Here is a 17,021-nt window from a genome sequence, read left to right on the forward strand (position 1 = left end):
GCTGTGGGGATCCCCCTGTCCTGAGGTTTCCCCGCCCGTGCCGACACCGGCACGGTAAAATCCGAAAACGTCCCCGGTCTCCTCCTTCCGTGACCCGCTCCGGACCGACGCCTCCCGTCGGTCCTGGTCCGGGCGGGAAAAGGGGGATCGAGGTGTCCATTCCCCCCTGCTGCGGGGTCGAGCTACGGGTGAGCGTGTGATCCTCGGTCTGTCCATCTTCGTGATGCTTCTCAGTGTGCTGCTGGTCCTCCTCGTGCTGATGCACAAGGGGAAGGGCGGTGGCCTGTCCGACATGTTCGGTGGCGGTGTCACGTCCTCGCTCGGCGGTTCGTCCGTGGTCGAGCGCAACCTCGACCGGATGACCATCGGGATCGGGATCACGTGGATCGTGACGATCGTCATCCTCGGTCTGCTGATCAACCGGGGAATGTAGCGCGCCGACCGGCCGCAGACCCCTCGTCCAAGACAATCTCGCCCAAGTCAGGCAGCGAGTTCGCTGAAGGAGTTTTTCGTGGGTAGTGGCAGCGCCATCCGTGGCAGCCGAGTCGGAGCTGGCCCTATGGGCGAGGCGGAGCGGGGCGAGGCCGCTCCCCGCGTCCGGGTCCCGTTCTACTGTGCGAACCTGCACGAGGTCATTCCCAGCTTCGCCAGCGAGGCCGCCGTTCCCGACGAGTGGGACTGCCCGCGCTGCGGCTTCCCCTCGGGCAAGGACAAGGCCAACCCGCCGTCGCCGCCGCGCACCGAGCCGTACAAGACCCACCTGGCGTACGTGAAGGAGCGGCGCAGCGAGGAGGAGGGCAAGCTCATCCTCGACGAGGCGCTTGCCAAACTCCGCGCCGACCGCGCCGCGGTCGAGGCCCACATGAAGGCCTCCCAGAACTAGAGTCCCTCGGCTGGCCGTTGTCCCAGCCGCACAGGTTCCGTCGGGGCCCGCCACCGGTCACAGGACCGCTGACGGGCCCCGACGTATGTCTGGGAGTCACACTTCAGACATGAGGGAATGACATATCTTCTCATTCCGGAGACTGATGTGGCTGGTGGGAATTACGATGACCGACACACACCCCCGAAGCCCCCTTCCTGAGGAGTTGGTGTCGATGTCAGCGTGCCCCACCGGCGGAGACCACGACTGGATTCTCGGCGACGACCGCAAGTTCCAGTGCGCCAAGTGCGGAGCTCAGAGCGCCAGGCGGTTCTGAAGCGCCTCCCCGGGCCACACGGTGCCACGGGACTCGGGCTCGTTCTTGGCCTCGGCCCTCCAGGTCACCGGCCCGCCAAGGCTCTCGGCCACGGTCGTGGCCCAGCGCTCCAACGGCGCGAAGCGCTCCGTCCCCTCCTCGTCGAGCATGGTCCGCCCCCGGTAGAGGATCCCCTCGATGACCAGGACCTCCCCGTCCACCAGGAGCGCGGTCTCGTACTCTCGTGTGCTCCGCCTCATGGGACAGGACTGTAGCGCCGGGGAGGGGCGGAGATCAGGCGTTCGCCGGGATTGGCCGCACATGGACGGGAAAGTGGGGTGAGGCGCCGCACCAAGCACCTTGGAAGCTTGGAAGAATGGGGGGTATGGCCTCCCCCGAACCACCGGACGTCCCCCCTGAGACACGGGGTGTCCCCTCGGACCTGACCCAGTCGCCCGCGAGCGTGTCCCACCTGCGCCGCTACGTCAGTCTGCGCGGCCCCAACACGCGCATGTGGATGACTGCGGCCTACTTCTCCGGCGGACTCACCCTGGGGTTCGTGGTGGTGGTGGGCTCCATGCTCTGGCACGTCATGCGCGAGGAGACCACGGTCAGCTCCGTCTCGCTGTGGGCGTTCGCGGCGCTGGTCATGTTCTTCATCGGCCCCGGCAGCAACGTCTTCCTCGTGCGCGGGCTGCCCCAGCGCATCACCCGCCAGGGCATCAGCGCCGACAGTGACGGCGTCACCGTGCTCCAGGAACGCAAGTGGTGGTTCCCCGGCGAGGGCACCTTCATCGCCTGGTCGGAGATCCGCCGCATCCGCGAGGTACACACCGGCGGGCGCAGGGTCACCTACTTCATCGAGTTCGCGCTGGACACCCACCGCACCGACCCCGAACTGCCCAGCTGGGCCGAGACCCCCGAGAGCCTGGACCTGGAGGTCGACGCCGAGGCCGCCACGCAGTTCTACGTGCAGGTGCCGCGCGACCGCAAGGAGCACATCCTGAAGATGGTGGAGCGCACCGCGCCCCTGCCCTCGATCGTGGAGCGAACGCCCCCGCTGCGCGAGCGCCGCGCTAGCCGGAGCGCCCGCTGAGCCTGCGGGTGAGTTCACCGGCCGCGTCCCGTACGCGCCCGGCCAGGGCCCGGGGAGTGACCGGCCGTGCCACCGGAACGGTCAGGCTGATCGCCGCCGCCGGGCGACCGTTGTGGTCCGAGGCGGCCGCCGCCACCGAGAGGAACCCCTCGGTGACCTGACCGCTCTCGATCGACCACCCCTGCTGGCGCTCCTCGGTCAGGAGGTCCCGCAGTTCCCCCGGGGTGGTGGGCCCGCGTCCGGTGCGGTCGGTGAAGGCCGCCGTGTCCGGGTACAGCGCCCGAACCTGGGCGCGGGGGAGACGGGCCAGCATCGCCCGCCCCGACGCCGTCAGGTGTGCGGGCAGGCGCACCCCGACTCCGGTGATCAGCGTGGGGGCGTGCGGCGGCTGTTCCTTGAGCAGGTACAGAGTGTCCGCGCCGTGCAGCACACCCAGGTGCGCGGTCGCCCCGGTGGTCTCGGTGAGCTGGTGCAACAGGGGCCGGGCCAGCCGCTCGACGCCGTCGTGGCGGAGGTAGGCGGAGCCGATCTCGAAGGCCGCGACCCCCAGACCCCACCGCCGCTCCTCGGGCAGGTGGGTCACGAACCCCTCCTCGGCCATCGCCTCCAACAGCTGGTAGACGCTCGAGCGGGGCAGGCCGAGCCCGGTGGCGATCGCCGTGGCCGACACCGGCCCCGGCCGCGAGGCCAGGAAGCGCAGCAGCCGCAGCGCGCGCGTGGCAGCCGGAACAACACTCATGCCCCGATGGTCCCACGGCGTGAAGTGCTGCCCTTAACGGCTGGCGGGACGGGTGTCTGGGATCTCGGACGGTTCCGTCGTGTTGGCGCTTTCGGCGGGCCTCCGGACACGGTCGAATGGGGGCATGTCCACAGCCGTTCCTTCCGTTCCCGTCGGCGGTGCACCGCTCACCCCGGCCCAGGTCCTCTCCGTCGCCCGTGAGGGCGCCCACGTCGTTCTCACCGAGGAGACCCGCAAGGCCGTCAGCCACGGCCGCGAGCGGGTCGAGGCGCTCGCCCGGGGCGAGGTCCCCGCCTACGGTGTCAGCACCGGGTTCGGTGCGCTGGCCACCCGGCACATCGCCCCCGACCTGCGCGCCCGCCTCCAGCGCTCCCTCATCCGATCGCACGCCGCCGGGGCCGGACCCGAGGTGGAGCGCGAGGTCGTGCGCTCGCTGATGCTGCTGCGCCTGCGCACGCTCGCCTCGGGCAACACCGGGGTCGAGGTCGTCACCGTCGAGACCCTCGCCGCGCTGCTCAACGCCGGGATCACCCCCGTGGTCCACGAGTACGGCAGCCTGGGCTGTTCCGGTGACCTGGCGCCGCTGTCCCACGTCGCCCTGGCCCTGATGGGTGAGGGCCGGGTCCGTGACGCCGACGGTGAGCTCCGGGAGGCCGCGGACGCCCTGGCCGCGGCGGGCATCGCGCCCGTGGAACTCGGCGCCAAGGAGGGCCTGGCCCTCATCAACGGCACGGACGGCATGCTCGGCATGCTGGCCATCGCCTGCATGGACCTGGAGCGCCTGCTCAAGGTCGCCGACGTCACCGCCGCCATGAGCGTCGAGGCCCTGCTCGGCACCGACCGGGTCTTCTCCGAGGAGCTCCAGAGACTGCGTCCGCACCCGGGTCAGGCCGCCTCGGCCTCGAACCTGCGCGCGATGCTCGCGGACTCGCCGATCGTCGCCTCCCACCGCGGTCCGGACTGCAACCGGGTCCAGGACGCCTACTCGCTGCGCTGCGCCCCGCAGGTGGCCGGAGCCGCCCGCGACACCCTCGCCCACGCCCTGCTCGTGGCCGGACGCGAGCTGGACAGCGTCATCGACAACCCCGTCGTGCTCGACGACGGCCGGGTGGAGTCCAACGGCAACTTCCATGGGGCGCCGGTCGCCTACGTGCTGGACTTCCTGGCCGTGGCCGTGGCCGACACGGCCTCGATCGCCGAACGCCGCACGGACCGTATGCTCGACGTCTCCCGCTCACACGGCCTTCCGGCCTTCCTCGCCGACGACCCCGGAGTGGACTCGGGCCACATGATCGCCCAGTACACCCAGGCCGCCATCGTCTCCGAACTCAAGCGCCTGGCCGTGCCCGCCAGCGTCGACTCCATCCCCAGCTCGGCCATGCAGGAGGACCACGTGTCCATGGGCTGGGCCGCCGCCCGCAAGCTGCGCCGCGCAGTGGACGGACTCACCAACGTGCTGGCCGTGGAGCTGCTCACCGCCGCACGCGCCCTCGACCTGCGCTCCCCGCTGGAGCCCGGTCCCGCCACCGGCGCGGTCCTGCGCGCCGTGCGCGAAAGGGTCGCCGGTCCCGGCCCCGACCGCTACCTGGCCCCCGAGATCGCCGCCGTGGCCGCCCTGGTCGCCGACGGCTCGATCGTCGAGGCCGCTGAGACCGTCACCCCGCTCGCCTAGCCCCCTGAGGAGACCACGATGAGCAACCCACGCACCGTCCGCGCGGCCCGAGGCCTCACCCTGTCGGCCAAGGGCTGGCAGCAGGAGGCGGCCCTGCGCATGTTCCACAACAACCTCGACCCCGAGGTGGCCGAGCACCCCGAGGACCTCGTGGTCTACGGCGGCACCGGAAAGGCCGCCCGGGACTGGCGCAGCTTCGACCGCATCACCGCGTCCCTGCGCGACCTGGAGGGCGACGAGACGCTGCTCGTGCAGTCCGGCCGCCCCGTGGGGATCATGCGCACCCACGAGTGGGCGCCGCGCGTGCTGCTGGCCAACAGCAACCTGGTGGGGGACTGGGCGAACTGGCCCGAGTTCCGCCGCCTCGAGGCCGAGGGCCTCACCATGTACGGGCAGATGACCGCCGGTTCGTGGATCTACATCGGTACGCAGGGCATCCTCCAGGGCACCTACGAGACCTTCGCCGCGGTGGCCGCGAAGTTGGGTTCGAAGGGGCACAGCGGCGGCACCCTCGCCGGGACCATCACCCTGACCGCCGGGCTCGGCGGCATGGGCGGCGCCCAGCCCCTGGCCGTCACCATGAACGACGGCGTGGCGATCGTGGTCGAGTGCGACGGCAGCCGGATCGACCGGCGCATCGAGCACCGCTACCTGGACGTGCGCGCCCAGAGCCTGGACGAGGCCCTGGACCTGGCCGTGCGCGCCCGTGACGAGCGCCGCCCGCTCTCCATCGGCGTTCTTGGCAACGCGGCGGAGGTCTTCCCCGAACTCCTGTCCCGCGGCGCTCCGATCGACATCGTCACCGACCAGACCTCGGCCCACGACCCGCTGGCCTACCTGCCGCTGGGCGTGTCCTTCGAGGACTGGAAGGCTCTGGCGGCGGCCAAGCCCGAGGAGTTCACCGTCCGGGCCCGCGAGTCCATGGCCGCGCACGTGGAGGCCATGGTCGGCTTCCTCGACGCGGGCGCGGAGGTCTTCGACTACGGCAACTCGATCCGCGACGAGGCGCGCGAGGGCGGCTTCACCCGCGCCTTCGACTTCCCCGGGTTCGTGCCCGCCTACATCCGGCCCCTGTTCTGCGAGGGAAAGGGTCCGTTCCGCTGGGCCGCGCTGTCCGGCGACCCCGCCGACATCGCCCGCACCGACGACGCCATCCTCGACCTGTTCCCCGACAACGACCACCTCGCCCGGTGGATCCGCATGGCCAGGGAGCGGGTCGCGTTCCAGGGCCTGCCCGCCCGCATCTGCTGGCTGGGCCAGGGCGAGCGGGCCGCCGCCGGTCAGCGCTTCAACGAGCTGGTGGCCTCCGGCGAGATCACCGCTCCGCTGGCGATCGGCCGCGACCACCTGGACACCGGTTCGGTGGCCTCGCCCTACCGCGAGACCGAGGCCATGAAGGACGGATCGGACGCCATCGCGGACTGGCCGCTGCTCAACGCCCTGGTCAACACCTCCTCCGGCGCCTCCTGGGTGTCCATCCACCACGGTGGCGGGGTCGGCATGGGCCGCTCCATCCACGCCGGCCAGGTGAGTGTCGCGGACGGCACCGAGCTGGCCGCCACCAAACTCCAGCGGGTGCTCACCAACGACCCCGCCATGGGCGTCATCCGCCACGTGGACGCGGGCTACGAGGAGGCCGAGCGGGTCGCCCAGACGCACGGTATCCGCGTGCCCATGAAGGAGGGCGAGTGAGTTTCGACCGGCTCTGGGCCGACCTCGACCCCGTCGGGCGCTCGGCCGACAGCGGTGGCTACCACCGTCACTCCTGGGCGGGCGCCGACACCGACGCCCGCGCCTGGTTCACCGAGGCGGCCGCCGCCCGCGGCCTGGACGTGCGCACCGACCGCAACGGCAACCTGTGGGCCTGGTGGGGCACGCCCGGACCGGGCGCCGTGGCCACCGGCTCCCACCTGGACTCGGTGCCCGACGGCGGGGCCTTCGACGGCCCCCTCGGAGTGGCCAGCGCCCTGGCCGCCGTGGACGAGCTGCGCGCCCGGGGGTTCACCCCCGCGCGACCGCTGGTCCTGGGGGTGTTCGTCGAGGAGGAGGGCGGCCGGTTCGGGGTGCCCTGCCTGGGCAGCCGCCTGAGCACCGGGGAGATCGACCCCGCCCGCGCCAGGTCCCTCACCGACGCCTCCGGCGTCACCTGGGAGCGCGCCATGGCGGGGGCGGGACTGGATCCCGCAGCGATCGGACCAGACCCCGAACTCCTCTCCTGGCTGGACGTGTTCGTCGAGCTGCACGTGGAGCAGGGGCGGGCTCTGGAGGACACCGACCACGCCGTGGGCGTGGCCAGCGCCATCTGGCCGCACGGCCGGTGGCGGATGGACTTCCGGGGCCGGGCCGACCACGCGGGCACCACTCGCCTGGAGGACCGGGAGGACCCCATGCTCCCGTTCGCCCACACGATCCTGGCCGCCCGTGCGCTGGCCGAGCGGCACGACGCCCGCGCCACGGTCGCCAAGGGCCTGATCACCCCCAACGGCACCAACGCCATCCCCTCGCTGGTCAGCGCCTGGCTGGACGCCCGAGCCGCGGACCAGGACACCCTGGCCTCGGTGGTCGGGGGCGTGCGTGAGGCCGCCGAACGGGCGGCCCGCGACCACGGGGTCGCCCTCGAGGTGTCGGCCGAGTCCACCACGCCGCTGGTGGAGTTCGCCCACGACCTCAGGGACCGGCTCGCCGGGATCGTGGGGACCCGTGCCGCCGAGTCCGCCGGACCGGTCCCGGTCCTGCCCACCGGCGCCGGGCATGACGCCGGGGTGCTCTCCGCGCACGTGCCCACGGCGATGCTGTACGTGCGCAACCCGACCGGGATCTCCCACTCACCCCAGGAGTGGGCCCGTCCCGAGGACTGTCACGCCGGGGTCGTCGCCCTGGCCGACGTCCTGGCCGACCTGCTCGCGGTCCCCGGGGGGACACCGTGACGGGGGAACGCCGGTACTGGTGTGAGTGGGCGTGGCTCGGCGGCGCGGCCCCCGAACCCGGGGTGCTCCTGACCGTCGACGCCGCCGGACGCCTGACCTCGGTGGTCTCGGGCTCCGCTCCGGACGGCGCCGAGCGTCTGCCCGGACTCACCCTGCCCGGCCTGGCCAACGCCCACTCGCACGCCTTCCACCGGGCGCTGCGCGGCCGCACCCACGCCGGGGGCGGGTCCTTCTGGACCTGGCGCGAGGTGATGTACCGGGCGGCCGAACGCCTCGACCCGGACTCCTACCACCGCCTGGCCAGGGCCGCCTACGCCGAGATGGCCCTGGCCGGAGTGACCTGTGTGGGAGAGTTCCACTACCTGCACCACGGCCCGGAGGGTCAGCGCTACGCCGACCCCAACACCATGGGGCAGGCCCTGGTCGCGGCCGCCGCCGACGCCGGGGTCCGGATCACCCTGCTGGACGTGTGCTACCTCTCCGGTGGTCTCGGCGAGGACGGGTCCCAGTTGCCCCTGACCGGACCGCAGCTGCGCTTCGGCGACGGCACGGCCGACGCCTGGGCCGCCAGGGTGAGTGATTTCGCCCCTGCGGGGAGGCACGCCCGGGTGGGCGCCGCCGCGCACTCGGTGCGCGCCGTGCCCGTCGCGGACCTGCCCTCCGTCGCCCGGTTCGCCGACGCGGGCGAGCTGCCGCTGCACGTCCACGTCTCCGAGCAGCCCGCCGAGAACGCCGCCTGCCTGGCCGCGCACGGGATCACCCCCGTGCGGGTGCTGGCCGAGGCGGGTGCGCTCACCGAACGCACCACCCTGGTGCACGCCACCCACCTCACCGACGCCGACGTGGACACGGTCCGAGCCCACCGGTCCGCCGTGTGCCTGTGCCCGACCACCGAGCGCGACCTCGCGGACGGCCTGCCCCGCACCGGCGACCTCGTGGCCGCCCCGCGCCGGGTCCCGATCAGCCTGGGCACCGACCAGCACGCCCAGCTGGACCTGTTCGAGGAGGCCCGCGCCGTGGAGCTGCACGAACGCCTGCGCACCCACCGCCGGGGCACCCTGGGCAGCGGCGAACTACTGCGCGCCGCCACCGCGGACGGCCACGCCGGACTCGGCTGGCACGACGCCGGGAACCTCGCGCCCGGAGCCCGCGCTGACCTGGTCAACGTGTCCCTGGACGGGGTGCGCCTGGCCGGTGCCGATCCCGCACGGGCCACCGACGCCGTGGTCTTCGCCGCCACCGCCGCCGACGTGCGGCACGTGATGGTGGACGGGCAGTGGACCGTCCGCGACGGAGTCCACGTCCGCCTGCCCGACACCGCAAGAGAACTCGACGCCGCGATCAAGGAGCTGCTGTGACCACGACCGGCCCTGGAACCGAGACCGAGACCGGCCCCGCGACGCCCGGCACGATCCTCGTCGACGCCATCGGCACCCTGGTCACCAACGACCCCGAACTGGGGGAGGGGCGACTGGGCGAGATCAGTGACGCCGCCCTGGTGATCGAGGACGGGCGGGTGGCCTGGGCGGGACCGCGCGCGCAGGCGCCCGCAGCCGACGCCCGGGTGGACGCGGCCGGACGCTGTGTGATCCCGGGGTTCGTGGACAGCCACTCCCACATCGTCTTCGCCGGTGACCGCAGCCGCGAGTTCGCCGCCCGGATGAGCGGTACCCCGTACTCGGCGGGCGGCATCCGCACCACGGTGGCGGCCACCCGCGCCGCCACCGACGCCGAACTCCTGGCGGGGGCACGGAGGTTCGTCCGCGAGGCGCACGCGCAGGGCACCACCACCCTGGAGGTCAAGTCCGGGTACGGGCTCACCGTGGAGGACGAGCGCCGTTCCCTGGAGGTCGCCGGCCGGGTCACCGACGAGGTCACCTTCCTCGGCGCGCACGTGGTGGCCCCCGAGTACGCCGACGACCCGGCCGCCTACGTGGACCTGGTCACCGGGCCGATGCTGGACGCCTGCGCCCCGCACGCCCGCTGGGTGGACGTGTTCTGTGAGCGCGGGGCCTTCGACGAGGAGGCCTCCCGCCGGGTGCTCACCGCCGGGACGGAACGGGGTCTGCTGCCCCGGGTGCACGGGAACCAGCTGGGCGAGGGGCCCGGGGTCCGGTTGGCCGTGGAGCTGGGCGCCGCCTCGGTCGACCACTGCACCTACCTGTCCGGCGAGGACGTGGACGCCCTCGCCCAGGCCGCGAAGCGCCCCGAACCCACGGTGGCGACGCTGCTGCCCGGTGTGGACTTCTCCACCCGCCAGCCCTACCCCGACGCCCGTTCCCTCATCGACGCGGGCGCGGTCGTGGCCCTGGCCAGTGACTGCAACCCGGGTTCGTGCTTCACGTCCAGCCTGGCCTTCTGCATCGCCGTGGCGGTGCGGGACATGGGGATGACCCCGGACGAGGCGGTCTGGGCGGCGACCAGGGGCGGCGCTGTGGCGCTGCGCCGCGACGACGTGGGCCGTCTCTCCCCGGGAGCCCGGGCCGACCTGACCCTGCTCGACGGCCCCAACCACCTCTACCTGGCCTACCGCCCCGGTGTCCCCCAGGTGGCGGCGGTGTGGAAGGACGGCGCACTGGTCTCCGGCCAGCCCTGATCCTCCTGAACCCGCCGCGGGTGGCGCCACTCCCGCGGCGCCCGGGCTTCTGGGAAACAAACCGAACCCGGAACTCAACGGGGACCTCACCTTGGTGAAACCCGCCGCCCCCACAGTGGAGTCGTGTCGGTGCGCGTCCCTCCGTCGCGGCACAGCGTCGTGACGCGGTGGAGGGAGCACCCACGCCACTGAGGGAGCGCCTTCCCCCTGAGAGCGCGAACGGGCCCCGAGGGCCCACCACTCGTCAGGGGCCCTCGACACATCGGGGCCGGAACAGGACCAGGACCAGGGCCTGCGCGGCCTCGCGGGAACGGTCGGGTCCGGCCCGGTCGCCTCACGGAAGCCGTGGAGGCAGTGGGGCCGCCCCCGTGTTCCGGCGGCAGCGGAGCGACGCCGTCCCCTCCTTGACCGGCCGTGGCCGGGTGGTGGCACAGCGCCTCCCGGAGCCGCGCCGGCCTCCCGGTCCGGTTCGCCGGTCGGGAGTAGTGTGCCGCAACCGCGGTAACACGGCCTGTTCCCCCGCGAAGACCACCTGTACACCGCCCATCTGGCGCCGCGCGATCGTGGCTCCCGCGCCTGACCCAGGGCGCCCGTGGCCCGGACCACCGTCCGGGGCGGGCGGTCCGCGGTGCGCGGGGGGGTGGACACGCGAACGGGGGCCGGCGGACACCGTGGTGTCCACCGGCCCCCGACTCGCGGTTGACGCGATGAGGCCGATCCGGGCGTTCCCGTGGGACCGCCCGGGTGAACCTAGGGAGTGGTCCGGGGGATGGCCCCCCGGTGCGCTCGGACGACCTAGTTGTCGTCGTCGTCGCCGTCCGCGTCGCTGTCGGAGCCCTCGGGCTTCTCGGCGGTGGAAGAAGCGGCCTTCTTGGTGACGCGGCGCTTCTTCACCGAACGCGAGTAGTCGACGAGGGGCTCGTAGCGGGTCTCGTGCTCCTTGAAGCACTCGTCGCAGGCGTCGACCTCACGGACGGCGCCCTCCCAGGCGAACTGGATGACCTCAGTCGCCTCGACCTTCTCCTCGCGGACGGCGTGGGGATCGCAGTACTTGCGCGTGAAGACCTCGGTGACCACGGCGGGGATTTCCCTTCGGTATCGCGTGAACTGTGCGGACCCTGTAATCATACACGTGTACGAACACGGAAACGGGTGATGAGACCGGTTTCCGTGATGGGTCGGGGTCGCCCCGAAGCCTAGCGAAGTCGGAGGGGTCATCGCGCCGTCCGGCGGCGTGTGGGGACCGGATGACCAGGCGGTCCATTCGGGGTGACGGTCCGTGATCCCGGTCTCCGTCACGGGGGTGTCGCGTTCCCGCGCGCCGTTCCACAATGTGCCTCCATCCTTTCCCGTTCCGGCGGTCGGCATATGTTCCAGCCGATTTGTGTATTTGGTGAACACGGCACGAGGGCCCTGGTTAGTGTGAGTTCCACTCGGGGGAGAGGGGTCGTCCCAGGACGAGGACGGATCACCCCGGGAAACCGGCCGACGCGCCCAGGGCGGCGCGCGCCGAGGGAAAGGCCGAGCCCGTGGGGGAGCGGATTCGGCGCCACACACAAGGGCCCCGCGTGCGCGGGGAGGAATTTTCCGTGTTCGGGGGGATGGCCGTGGTCGAGTACATGGAAGGCACGTCAAGAAGGCTGGGCGGGGGCTCGGGGGAGTCGCCGCGCGCCAACGGGACCGGATCGGCGCGCGGCCGGACCGAGGCGGATATGGCGCACGCATGTGAACGCATGTCCGTCGATCCGCGATTCGTGAAACTCCGAAGGAGATTCGCACTTCAGGTCGGGTTCCTGGTGGGGGCCTTCCTGTTGAGTTACCTTTCCCATCTTCTCCTTTCCGTCTACGCGCGCGATTTCATGAGCGTGCGGATCATCGATCCCGTCAACGTCGCCCTGGCGACGGGGATCGGCCAGTTCCTGCTCACCTTCGTGCTCGCCTGGGCCTTCGGCCGTTTCTCCGCCCGTTCCATCGACCCCCTCGCCGAGGAGATCCTCGAGCGGGCGCGGGCCGAGGACACGCTCGACGGGCGGGTGGCAGGCTGATGGACACCACGGTCCCGCCCCCGTTCACCAGCGCCCTCGACGGTCCGATCAAGGAGGCGCACGCCTGGACCATCGGCCTGTGCGCCGTGTTCGTCCTGGTCACCCTGGCTATCACCATTCGGTCCCGGCGCACGACCAAGGGCGCCGTCGACTTCTACGCCGGTGGGCGCGGCTTCTCCGGTACCCAGAACGGCCTCGCGCTGACCGGCGACTACCTCTCCGCCGCCTCCTTCCTCGGCATCGCCGGGATGATCGCCCTCCAGGGCTATGACGGCTTCCTCTACTCCATCGGCTTCCTGGTGGCCTGGTTGCTGGTCCTGCCCATGGCCCAGCTCACACGCAACACCGGCCGCTTCACCATGGCCGACCTGCCTGCCTTCCGGATGCGCCGGATGCGGGTGCGCCTGGCCTGCACGGTGTCCACGGTCACCGTCTGCGTGTTCTACCTGGTCGCGCAGATGGTGGGGGCGGGCGCCCTCGTGTCGGTCCTGCTCGGCCTGCACGACGGCGGCACCTTCCTCGGTCTGGATGCTGGCCAGGCCCGTACCGGCGCGATCGTGGTCGCGGGCGTGCTGATGATCGCCTACGTCGTGTTCGGCGGTATGAAGGCGGCCACCTGGCTCCAGATCATCAAGGCCGTGGTGTTGCTCACCGCCACCGGGCTCCTCACCGTCCTGGTGCTGGCCCTGTTCTCCTTCGACCCGCGCGCCCTGCTCAGCGCGGCGGCCGAGACCAGCGGCCACGGACAGGCCTTCCTCGAGCCCGGCCTGCGGTTCGGCGCCGAGGTCCCCGGGGACCCGGCACGGACGCTCTTCAACAAGATGGACCTGGTCAGCCTGGGACTGGCGCTGGTCCTGGGCACCGTCGCCCTGCCGCACATCCTCATCCGCTTCTACACGGTGACCGACGGCCGGGCCGCGCGCTCCTCGGTCAACCGCACCATCGCCATGGTGGGCGCCTTCTACCTGATGACCCTCGCCCTGGGATTCGGTGCCGCGGCTCTGGTGGGGTCCGAGCGCATCCTGGCCCTGGACCCCTCGGGCAACTCCGCCGTCCCACTGCTCGCCGAGGAGGTGGGCCGCCAGACCGCCGGGCCGACGGGCGCCGCCGTTCTGCTCGCCCTGATCTCGGCGGTGGCGCTGGCCACCATCCTCGCGGTGATCGCCAGCCTCACCTTGGCCTCGTCCTCCTCGATCGCGCACGACCTGTTCGGCCACATCCTCATGTGGGGGCGCCCGCGCGAGTCCCAGGAGGTGGGGGTGGCCCGATTCTCCGCGTGCGTGATCGGCGCGGTCTCCATCGCGCTGGCGGTGCAGGCGCAGGCCCAGAACGTGGCCTTCCTGGTGGGGTTGGCCTTCGCCATCGCGGCTGCCGCCAACCTGCCCGTCATCCTCCTGACCATGTTCTGGCGCCGCTTCAACACCCGGGGCGTGGAGTGGGGGATCTACGGCGGGCTGTCCACGACCCTGCTGCTCATGCTGTTCTCACCGGTGATGTCCGGCAAGACCGACCCCGTCACCGGTGAGAACCTGTCCGTGCTGCCAGCGTGGATCGACATCCAGGTCTTCCCCATGGAGAACCCGGCGCTGGTCGCCGTACCGGTCGGCTTCGCGTGCGCGATCGTCGGCAGTCTGCTGTCGCGGGAGCGCAACAGCGCGCGCTTCACCGAGCTGCGCGTCCGGTCGCTCACCGGTTGGGGCGCCGACCGCGGCTGACCCGCCAGGAGGCGCAGAGGGCGGTCCGGTCCGCAGCGGGGCGGCAGGGTCCAGGGGCACGGGGTTCGGGGCCGCAGGGACAGGAGCCCTGCGGCCGGGTCGGCAGGGATCAGAGTTCCGGGGTTCGGGGGCGATCGTCCCCACGGGCGCCGGCGAAGGTCCCGGCCACGTCGTCGAGGAACTCCGGCAATGAGGGGAGCGCGTGGGCGACGTCGTCCCAGCCCTCCTGGAACCGCGCGGCGCCCGACTCCACGGACCACTGCTCGGAGCGGCGCAGGGAACGGCCCATCGCCCACGCGGCCACCGCCACGATCGGGCGCGACAACCCGACCCCGCGCACGTCCAGCTGGCCCGAGACCGACCAGGTTCCGTCCGGTCCCGGGGCGGGGACGGCCTCCCCGCGCGCCCGGACCAGCCGGTGGTCCACCTCCAGGGTCACCGGAGGAGAGGTCACGGCGCCCCCGGCCGCCGCGAACCAGCCCGGCAGGTCCACGCGGACGCGCACGTGGGCGCGCAACAGGCGCGAACCCCAGCGCGCCATGGCGCTTTCCACGGGGAAGCGCAGGTCCGCTTCCAAGGTCAGCGTCTCCTCCGCGTGCTCGTGGACGACCGTGCCCGTGGTGGACGGGGCTGCCTCACCGCCCTCCTCGCCGTTGTCCGTGGAGCCCCCGCCGGTCCCGGCGTCCTCGCGCATGGCGAAGTCGACCGCGCACACCCCGGACTCGTCCCAGGACGCCACGGTCAGGTCGGTGCCCACCCAGCCCTCACCGTCCGGCGCGAAGAGCGGCCTCCCCTGAGGATCGACCTCGGTGGCCAGGTAGGTGCTGCCCGGGGCCAGGTGTTCGCCGGACAGCAGCCGCAGGGAGAGCTCGGACTCGCTCACGGCGACCTCGTCCGCGAGGTCCTGGGCGGTCACCTCCCGTTCGGTGGAGCCCGCCGGGTCCCCGGTGCCCCCAACCCCGTCCAACGGGTCCCCCACCCGACGGCCGTGCGCGGCCCTCTCCTCCTCCGTGAGCACGAGGCCCAGTTCCCGAGCCCGGTGCTCCAGGCGCCGCGACTCCTCCTCGGAGGGAAGGACCAGCAGGCCGCCCTCGCCGAAGCGCGCGCCGCGCAGGACTCCGTACGCGGAGGACACCGTCCGTGCGAGGTCCTCCCGACTCAGGGCCGTGAGGGCGAGGGTGTGGCTCAGACGGGGCATGGGCCCTCCGCTTCGACGTGGGTCAACACTGGCCAGGCCATTGTGGTGCCCGCGAGCCGGACGGACAACCGGCGAACCGTCGTCAGCCTGGGGCACCATGGCCGGTATGACCAGACACATCGTGCTGCTGCGCGGTATCAACGTCGGCGGACACCGCAAGGTGGCCATGGCGGACCTGCGCGCGCTGCTCACCGGGCTCGGGTACGCGGACGTGGCCACCTACATCCAGAGCGGCAACGCCGTCCTGACCTCGGCGGAGCCCGACCCGGAGGTGGTGGGCGCCACCGTGCGCGCCGCGTTGCTCGAGCGGTTCGGTCTCGACGTCGCGGTCGTGACGCGCACGCTGGACCAGCTCCGCGCGGCGGTGGCGGCCAACCCCCTGACCGTGGAGAACCCGTCCGCCTTCATGGTGCTGTTCTGCTCGGAACCGGTGGACACCGCCGCCCTGAGGGCGATCGACCCCGCCACTCACCCGCGTGAGCGCATCGCCGTCACCCCCACCGAGGTCTTCACCCACCACGAACTCGGCGTGCGCGAGGCGCGGCTGCCCGCGGTGGTCGCCCGGAACTGCCCGGGGGAGGTCACCGCCCGCAACTGGTGTACCGTGCTGCGCCTGGTGGAGATGGCGGAGGGCGGCTGAGATCCCCGGACTCCCGGGGGCTCGCGGGAACTGTCCGAGAGTAGTCGTGGGAGGAACGAGGACGGCGGGGAGTGCGCCGTCCCGAACAGGTGAGGGGTGGTGTGCGGTGCCCAGACGGTGGACCGTGATCCTGAGGGAACGGGCCGACGCCGCGCGGCCGATCCGGCCCGAGGACTGCCACGGACTGCTCAACCGCTGGTGGCCGCAACCGGAGTCCGAGCACACGGCGCCCAAGCGCTGGGCGATGAACGGGTGGCCGACCCCCCTGGGCAACCGGCTGCACCACTGGACGCTCACCTGGCTGGACGACGAGCACCCGCCGCCCGTGGACCCGGGGGAGCTGCTCGGCCGGGTCCAGAGAGTGGGCGACCACCTGCTCGAACCGCTCTCCGTCACGCGCACCTTCGACACCCCCTACGCCGCGATGCTCACCGCGTCGCACCGGCCCGCCGCCGTGCGCGCGGCCGAGGTGCGCACCCGGACACCCGTCGTGACCACCACACGTGACTCCGCGGGCGAACGCGTCCCGCACGTGTGGCCCAACCCCCGGCGGCTCTTCGGAGCCGTGCACCGCTCCGGCGGGGGGATCGTCGGGGGCAGCGGCGCCGTGGGAGCCGTGGCCCGCTTCGCGCCGACCGAACTCGCCACACCCTGGTTGGAGGAGGCCCTGGCCGGTCTGGCCCGGGTCCGCCGCTCGAACCTGCCCGGCGAGGAGGTGGGGCTGTCCGAGCACCAGCACGCGGAGAACCGCTCCGTGCTGGGCTGGCGGGGCGGCCTTCGCCTGGACGTGGTCGACGGCGACCCCCGGGACGTCGCGACCTTCGCTGTCCTGCTGGAGCTCCTGGAACTGGCCGGGATCGGCAAGTACACCGCGCAGGGCTTCGGTTCGGTGCGGGTGGACACGGTCACCCGGAACGTGCTCGCCTCGCGGGTTCCCGCCCCGCGTTCGGGCCGCCGGGTCGCACACCGCATCCGGCACAGCCGCCCCAGGTCGATCGACACGCGTGCGCGCGCGGTGGCCGAGGCGGAGGAGTTCGGGGGCACGCTGTTCGACTGACCCACCAGACCGCCGGTTCCCGCCCGAGGACGGCGGGCGGGGGCCGGTGCCCCACCCCGGTGGCCGCCATGGCCGCCCTTCGCGGCTCCCACCCGGTGGACGGGGTGGGAGCCCCTTCTCGTCCCCGCCCGTGCCTCGCCCCGGATGGTCACCCGGGT

The 17,021-nt window shown here is 72.5% G+C and carries 16 protein-coding genes; 12 read left to right on the forward strand and 4 right to left on the reverse strand.

Features of this window, described 5'->3' with window-relative positions; translation table 11 throughout:
* The first annotated feature begins 196 nt into the window (after nucleotides 1–196).
* Nucleotides 197–433, forward strand: coding sequence for a preprotein translocase subunit SecG (gene secG / locus KBX21_RS08915; RefSeq protein WP_017546450.1), 237 nt, complete (start codon nucleotides 197–199; stop codon nucleotides 431–433).
* A gap of 78 nt (nucleotides 434–511) precedes the next feature.
* Nucleotides 512–883, forward strand: a complete 372-nt coding sequence (locus KBX21_RS08920) for an RNA polymerase-binding protein RbpA (protein ID WP_082206621.1) — start codon at nucleotides 512–514, stop codon at nucleotides 881–883.
* A gap of 294 nt (nucleotides 884–1,177) precedes the next feature.
* Here the strand turns inward: KBX21_RS08920 and KBX21_RS08925 are convergent, their stop codons facing one another.
* Complete coding sequence (locus KBX21_RS08925) at nucleotides 1,178–1,438, reverse strand: hypothetical protein (RefSeq protein WP_049577052.1); 261 nt, start codon at nucleotides 1,436–1,438, stop codon at nucleotides 1,178–1,180.
* A 125-nt stretch (nucleotides 1,439–1,563) separates the two neighbouring features.
* On the opposite strand from KBX21_RS08925, the gene KBX21_RS08930 reads away from it, so the two are divergent.
* Nucleotides 1,564–2,274 (forward strand): hypothetical protein, encoded by a 711-nt coding sequence (locus KBX21_RS08930; protein WP_049577056.1) that lies wholly within the window; start codon nucleotides 1,564–1,566, stop codon nucleotides 2,272–2,274.
* On the opposite strand, the gene KBX21_RS08935 is transcribed toward KBX21_RS08930, so the two are convergent.
* Nucleotides 2,255–3,013 (reverse strand): IclR family transcriptional regulator, encoded by a 759-nt coding sequence (locus tag KBX21_RS08935; protein ID WP_049577059.1) that lies wholly within the window; start codon nucleotides 3,011–3,013, stop codon nucleotides 2,255–2,257. The genes KBX21_RS08930 and KBX21_RS08935 overlap by 20 nt on opposite strands.
* A gap of 124 nt (nucleotides 3,014–3,137) precedes the next feature.
* Here KBX21_RS08935 and hutH point away from each other — a divergent pair, with 124 nt between their 5' ends.
* Genes hutH through hutI form a run of 5 tightly spaced genes read left to right on the forward strand, consistent with a single transcriptional unit; the run spans nucleotide 3,138 to nucleotide 10,208 of the window.
* The gene (hutH, locus tag KBX21_RS08940; RefSeq protein WP_049577062.1) at nucleotides 3,138–4,685 is read left to right on the forward strand and encodes a histidine ammonia-lyase; all 1,548 of its coding nucleotides are present in this window, start codon (nucleotides 3,138–3,140) and stop codon (nucleotides 4,683–4,685) included.
* Between the two features lie 18 nt (nucleotides 4,686–4,703).
* A complete protein-coding gene (hutU, locus tag KBX21_RS08945; RefSeq protein WP_210841612.1) occupies nucleotides 4,704–6,377 on the forward strand; it encodes a urocanate hydratase in 1,674 nt (557 codons plus the stop codon).
* A complete protein-coding gene (locus KBX21_RS08950) occupies nucleotides 6,374–7,612 on the forward strand; it encodes an allantoate amidohydrolase (protein WP_210841613.1) in 1,239 nt (412 codons plus the stop codon). Before hutU ends, KBX21_RS08950 begins: the two co-directional genes overlap by 4 nt.
* The gene (locus KBX21_RS08955; protein WP_210841614.1) at nucleotides 7,609–8,970 is read left to right on the forward strand and encodes a formimidoylglutamate deiminase; all 1,362 of its coding nucleotides are present in this window, start codon (nucleotides 7,609–7,611) and stop codon (nucleotides 8,968–8,970) included. The genes KBX21_RS08950 and KBX21_RS08955 overlap by 4 nt, the downstream gene beginning before the upstream one ends.
* Before the next feature lie 53 nt (nucleotides 8,971–9,023).
* Nucleotides 9,024–10,208: an imidazolonepropionase gene (gene hutI, locus KBX21_RS08960; protein ID WP_374225713.1), complete on the forward strand. Its 1,185-nt coding sequence runs from the start codon at nucleotides 9,024–9,026 to the stop codon at nucleotides 10,206–10,208.
* Nucleotides 10,209–11,003: 795 nt separating this feature from the next.
* On the opposite strand, the gene KBX21_RS08965 is transcribed toward hutI, so the two are convergent.
* Nucleotides 11,004–11,285, reverse strand: coding sequence for a hypothetical protein (locus tag KBX21_RS08965; RefSeq protein ID WP_049577075.1), 282 nt, complete (start codon nucleotides 11,283–11,285; stop codon nucleotides 11,004–11,006).
* 530 nt (nucleotides 11,286–11,815) lie between these two features.
* Here KBX21_RS08965 and KBX21_RS08970 point away from each other — a divergent pair.
* Both KBX21_RS08970 and KBX21_RS08975 read left to right on the forward strand, forming a co-directional pair.
* A complete protein-coding gene (locus tag KBX21_RS08970) occupies nucleotides 11,816–12,253 on the forward strand; it encodes a DUF485 domain-containing protein (RefSeq protein ID WP_049577113.1) in 438 nt (145 codons plus the stop codon).
* Nucleotides 12,253–13,968 carry a cation acetate symporter gene (locus KBX21_RS08975; RefSeq protein ID WP_049577078.1) on the forward strand — a complete coding sequence of 572 codons (1,716 nt, stop codon included), beginning with the start codon at nucleotides 12,253–12,255 and terminating at the stop codon, nucleotides 13,966–13,968. Before KBX21_RS08970 ends, KBX21_RS08975 begins: the two co-directional genes overlap by 1 nt.
* 109 nt (nucleotides 13,969–14,077) lie before the next feature.
* Here the strand turns inward: KBX21_RS08975 and KBX21_RS08980 are convergent, their stop codons facing one another.
* On the reverse strand, nucleotides 14,078–15,166 hold the full coding sequence (locus tag KBX21_RS08980; RefSeq protein WP_210841616.1) for a hypothetical protein: 1,089 nt from the start codon (nucleotides 15,164–15,166) through the stop codon (nucleotides 14,078–14,080).
* Between the two features lie 106 nt (nucleotides 15,167–15,272).
* Between KBX21_RS08980 and KBX21_RS08985 the strand changes: the two genes are divergently transcribed.
* Together KBX21_RS08985 and KBX21_RS08990 are read left to right on the forward strand one after the other, a co-directional pair.
* On the forward strand, nucleotides 15,273–15,806 hold the full coding sequence (locus tag KBX21_RS08985) for a DUF1697 domain-containing protein (protein WP_374225707.1): 534 nt from the start codon (nucleotides 15,273–15,275) through the stop codon (nucleotides 15,804–15,806).
* A gap of 106 nt (nucleotides 15,807–15,912) precedes the next feature.
* Nucleotides 15,913–16,863: a CRISPR system precrRNA processing endoribonuclease RAMP protein Cas6 gene (locus tag KBX21_RS08990; RefSeq protein ID WP_049577091.1), complete on the forward strand. Its 951-nt coding sequence runs from the start codon at nucleotides 15,913–15,915 to the stop codon at nucleotides 16,861–16,863.
* Nucleotides 16,864–17,021: the final 158 nt, after the last annotated feature.

It is taken from the genome of Nocardiopsis sp. B62, assembly GCF_018070675.1.
In the GTDB taxonomy this organism is placed as follows: domain Bacteria; phylum Actinomycetota; class Actinomycetes; order Streptosporangiales; family Streptosporangiaceae; genus Nocardiopsis; species Nocardiopsis prasina.

Excerpts from the sequence above, each read along its gene's own strand:
- KBX21_RS08935 (WP_049577059.1), bottom strand. The coding sequence starts at position 3,013 with ATGAGTGTTGTTCCGGCTGCCACGCGCGCGCTGCGGCTGCTGCGCTTC.
- hutH (WP_049577062.1), top strand. The coding sequence starts at position 3,138 with ATGTCCACAGCCGTTCCTTCCGTTCCCGTCGGCGGTGCACCGCTCACC.
- KBX21_RS08980 (WP_210841616.1), bottom strand. The coding sequence starts at position 15,166 with ATGCCCCGTCTGAGCCACACCCTCGCCCTCACGGCCCTGAGTCGGGAG.
- KBX21_RS08985 (WP_374225707.1), top strand. The coding sequence starts at position 15,273 with ATGACCAGACACATCGTGCTGCTGCGCGGTATCAACGTCGGCGGACAC.
- KBX21_RS08930 (WP_049577056.1), top strand. The coding sequence starts at position 1,564 with ATGGCCTCCCCCGAACCACCGGACGTCCCCCCTGAGACACGGGGTGTC.
- hutU (WP_210841612.1), top strand. The coding sequence starts at position 4,704 with ATGAGCAACCCACGCACCGTCCGCGCGGCCCGAGGCCTCACCCTGTCG.
- KBX21_RS08925 (WP_049577052.1), bottom strand. The coding sequence starts at position 1,438 with ATGAGGCGGAGCACACGAGAGTACGAGACCGCGCTCCTGGTGGACGGG.
- KBX21_RS08975 (WP_049577078.1), top strand. The coding sequence starts at position 12,253 with ATGGACACCACGGTCCCGCCCCCGTTCACCAGCGCCCTCGACGGTCCG.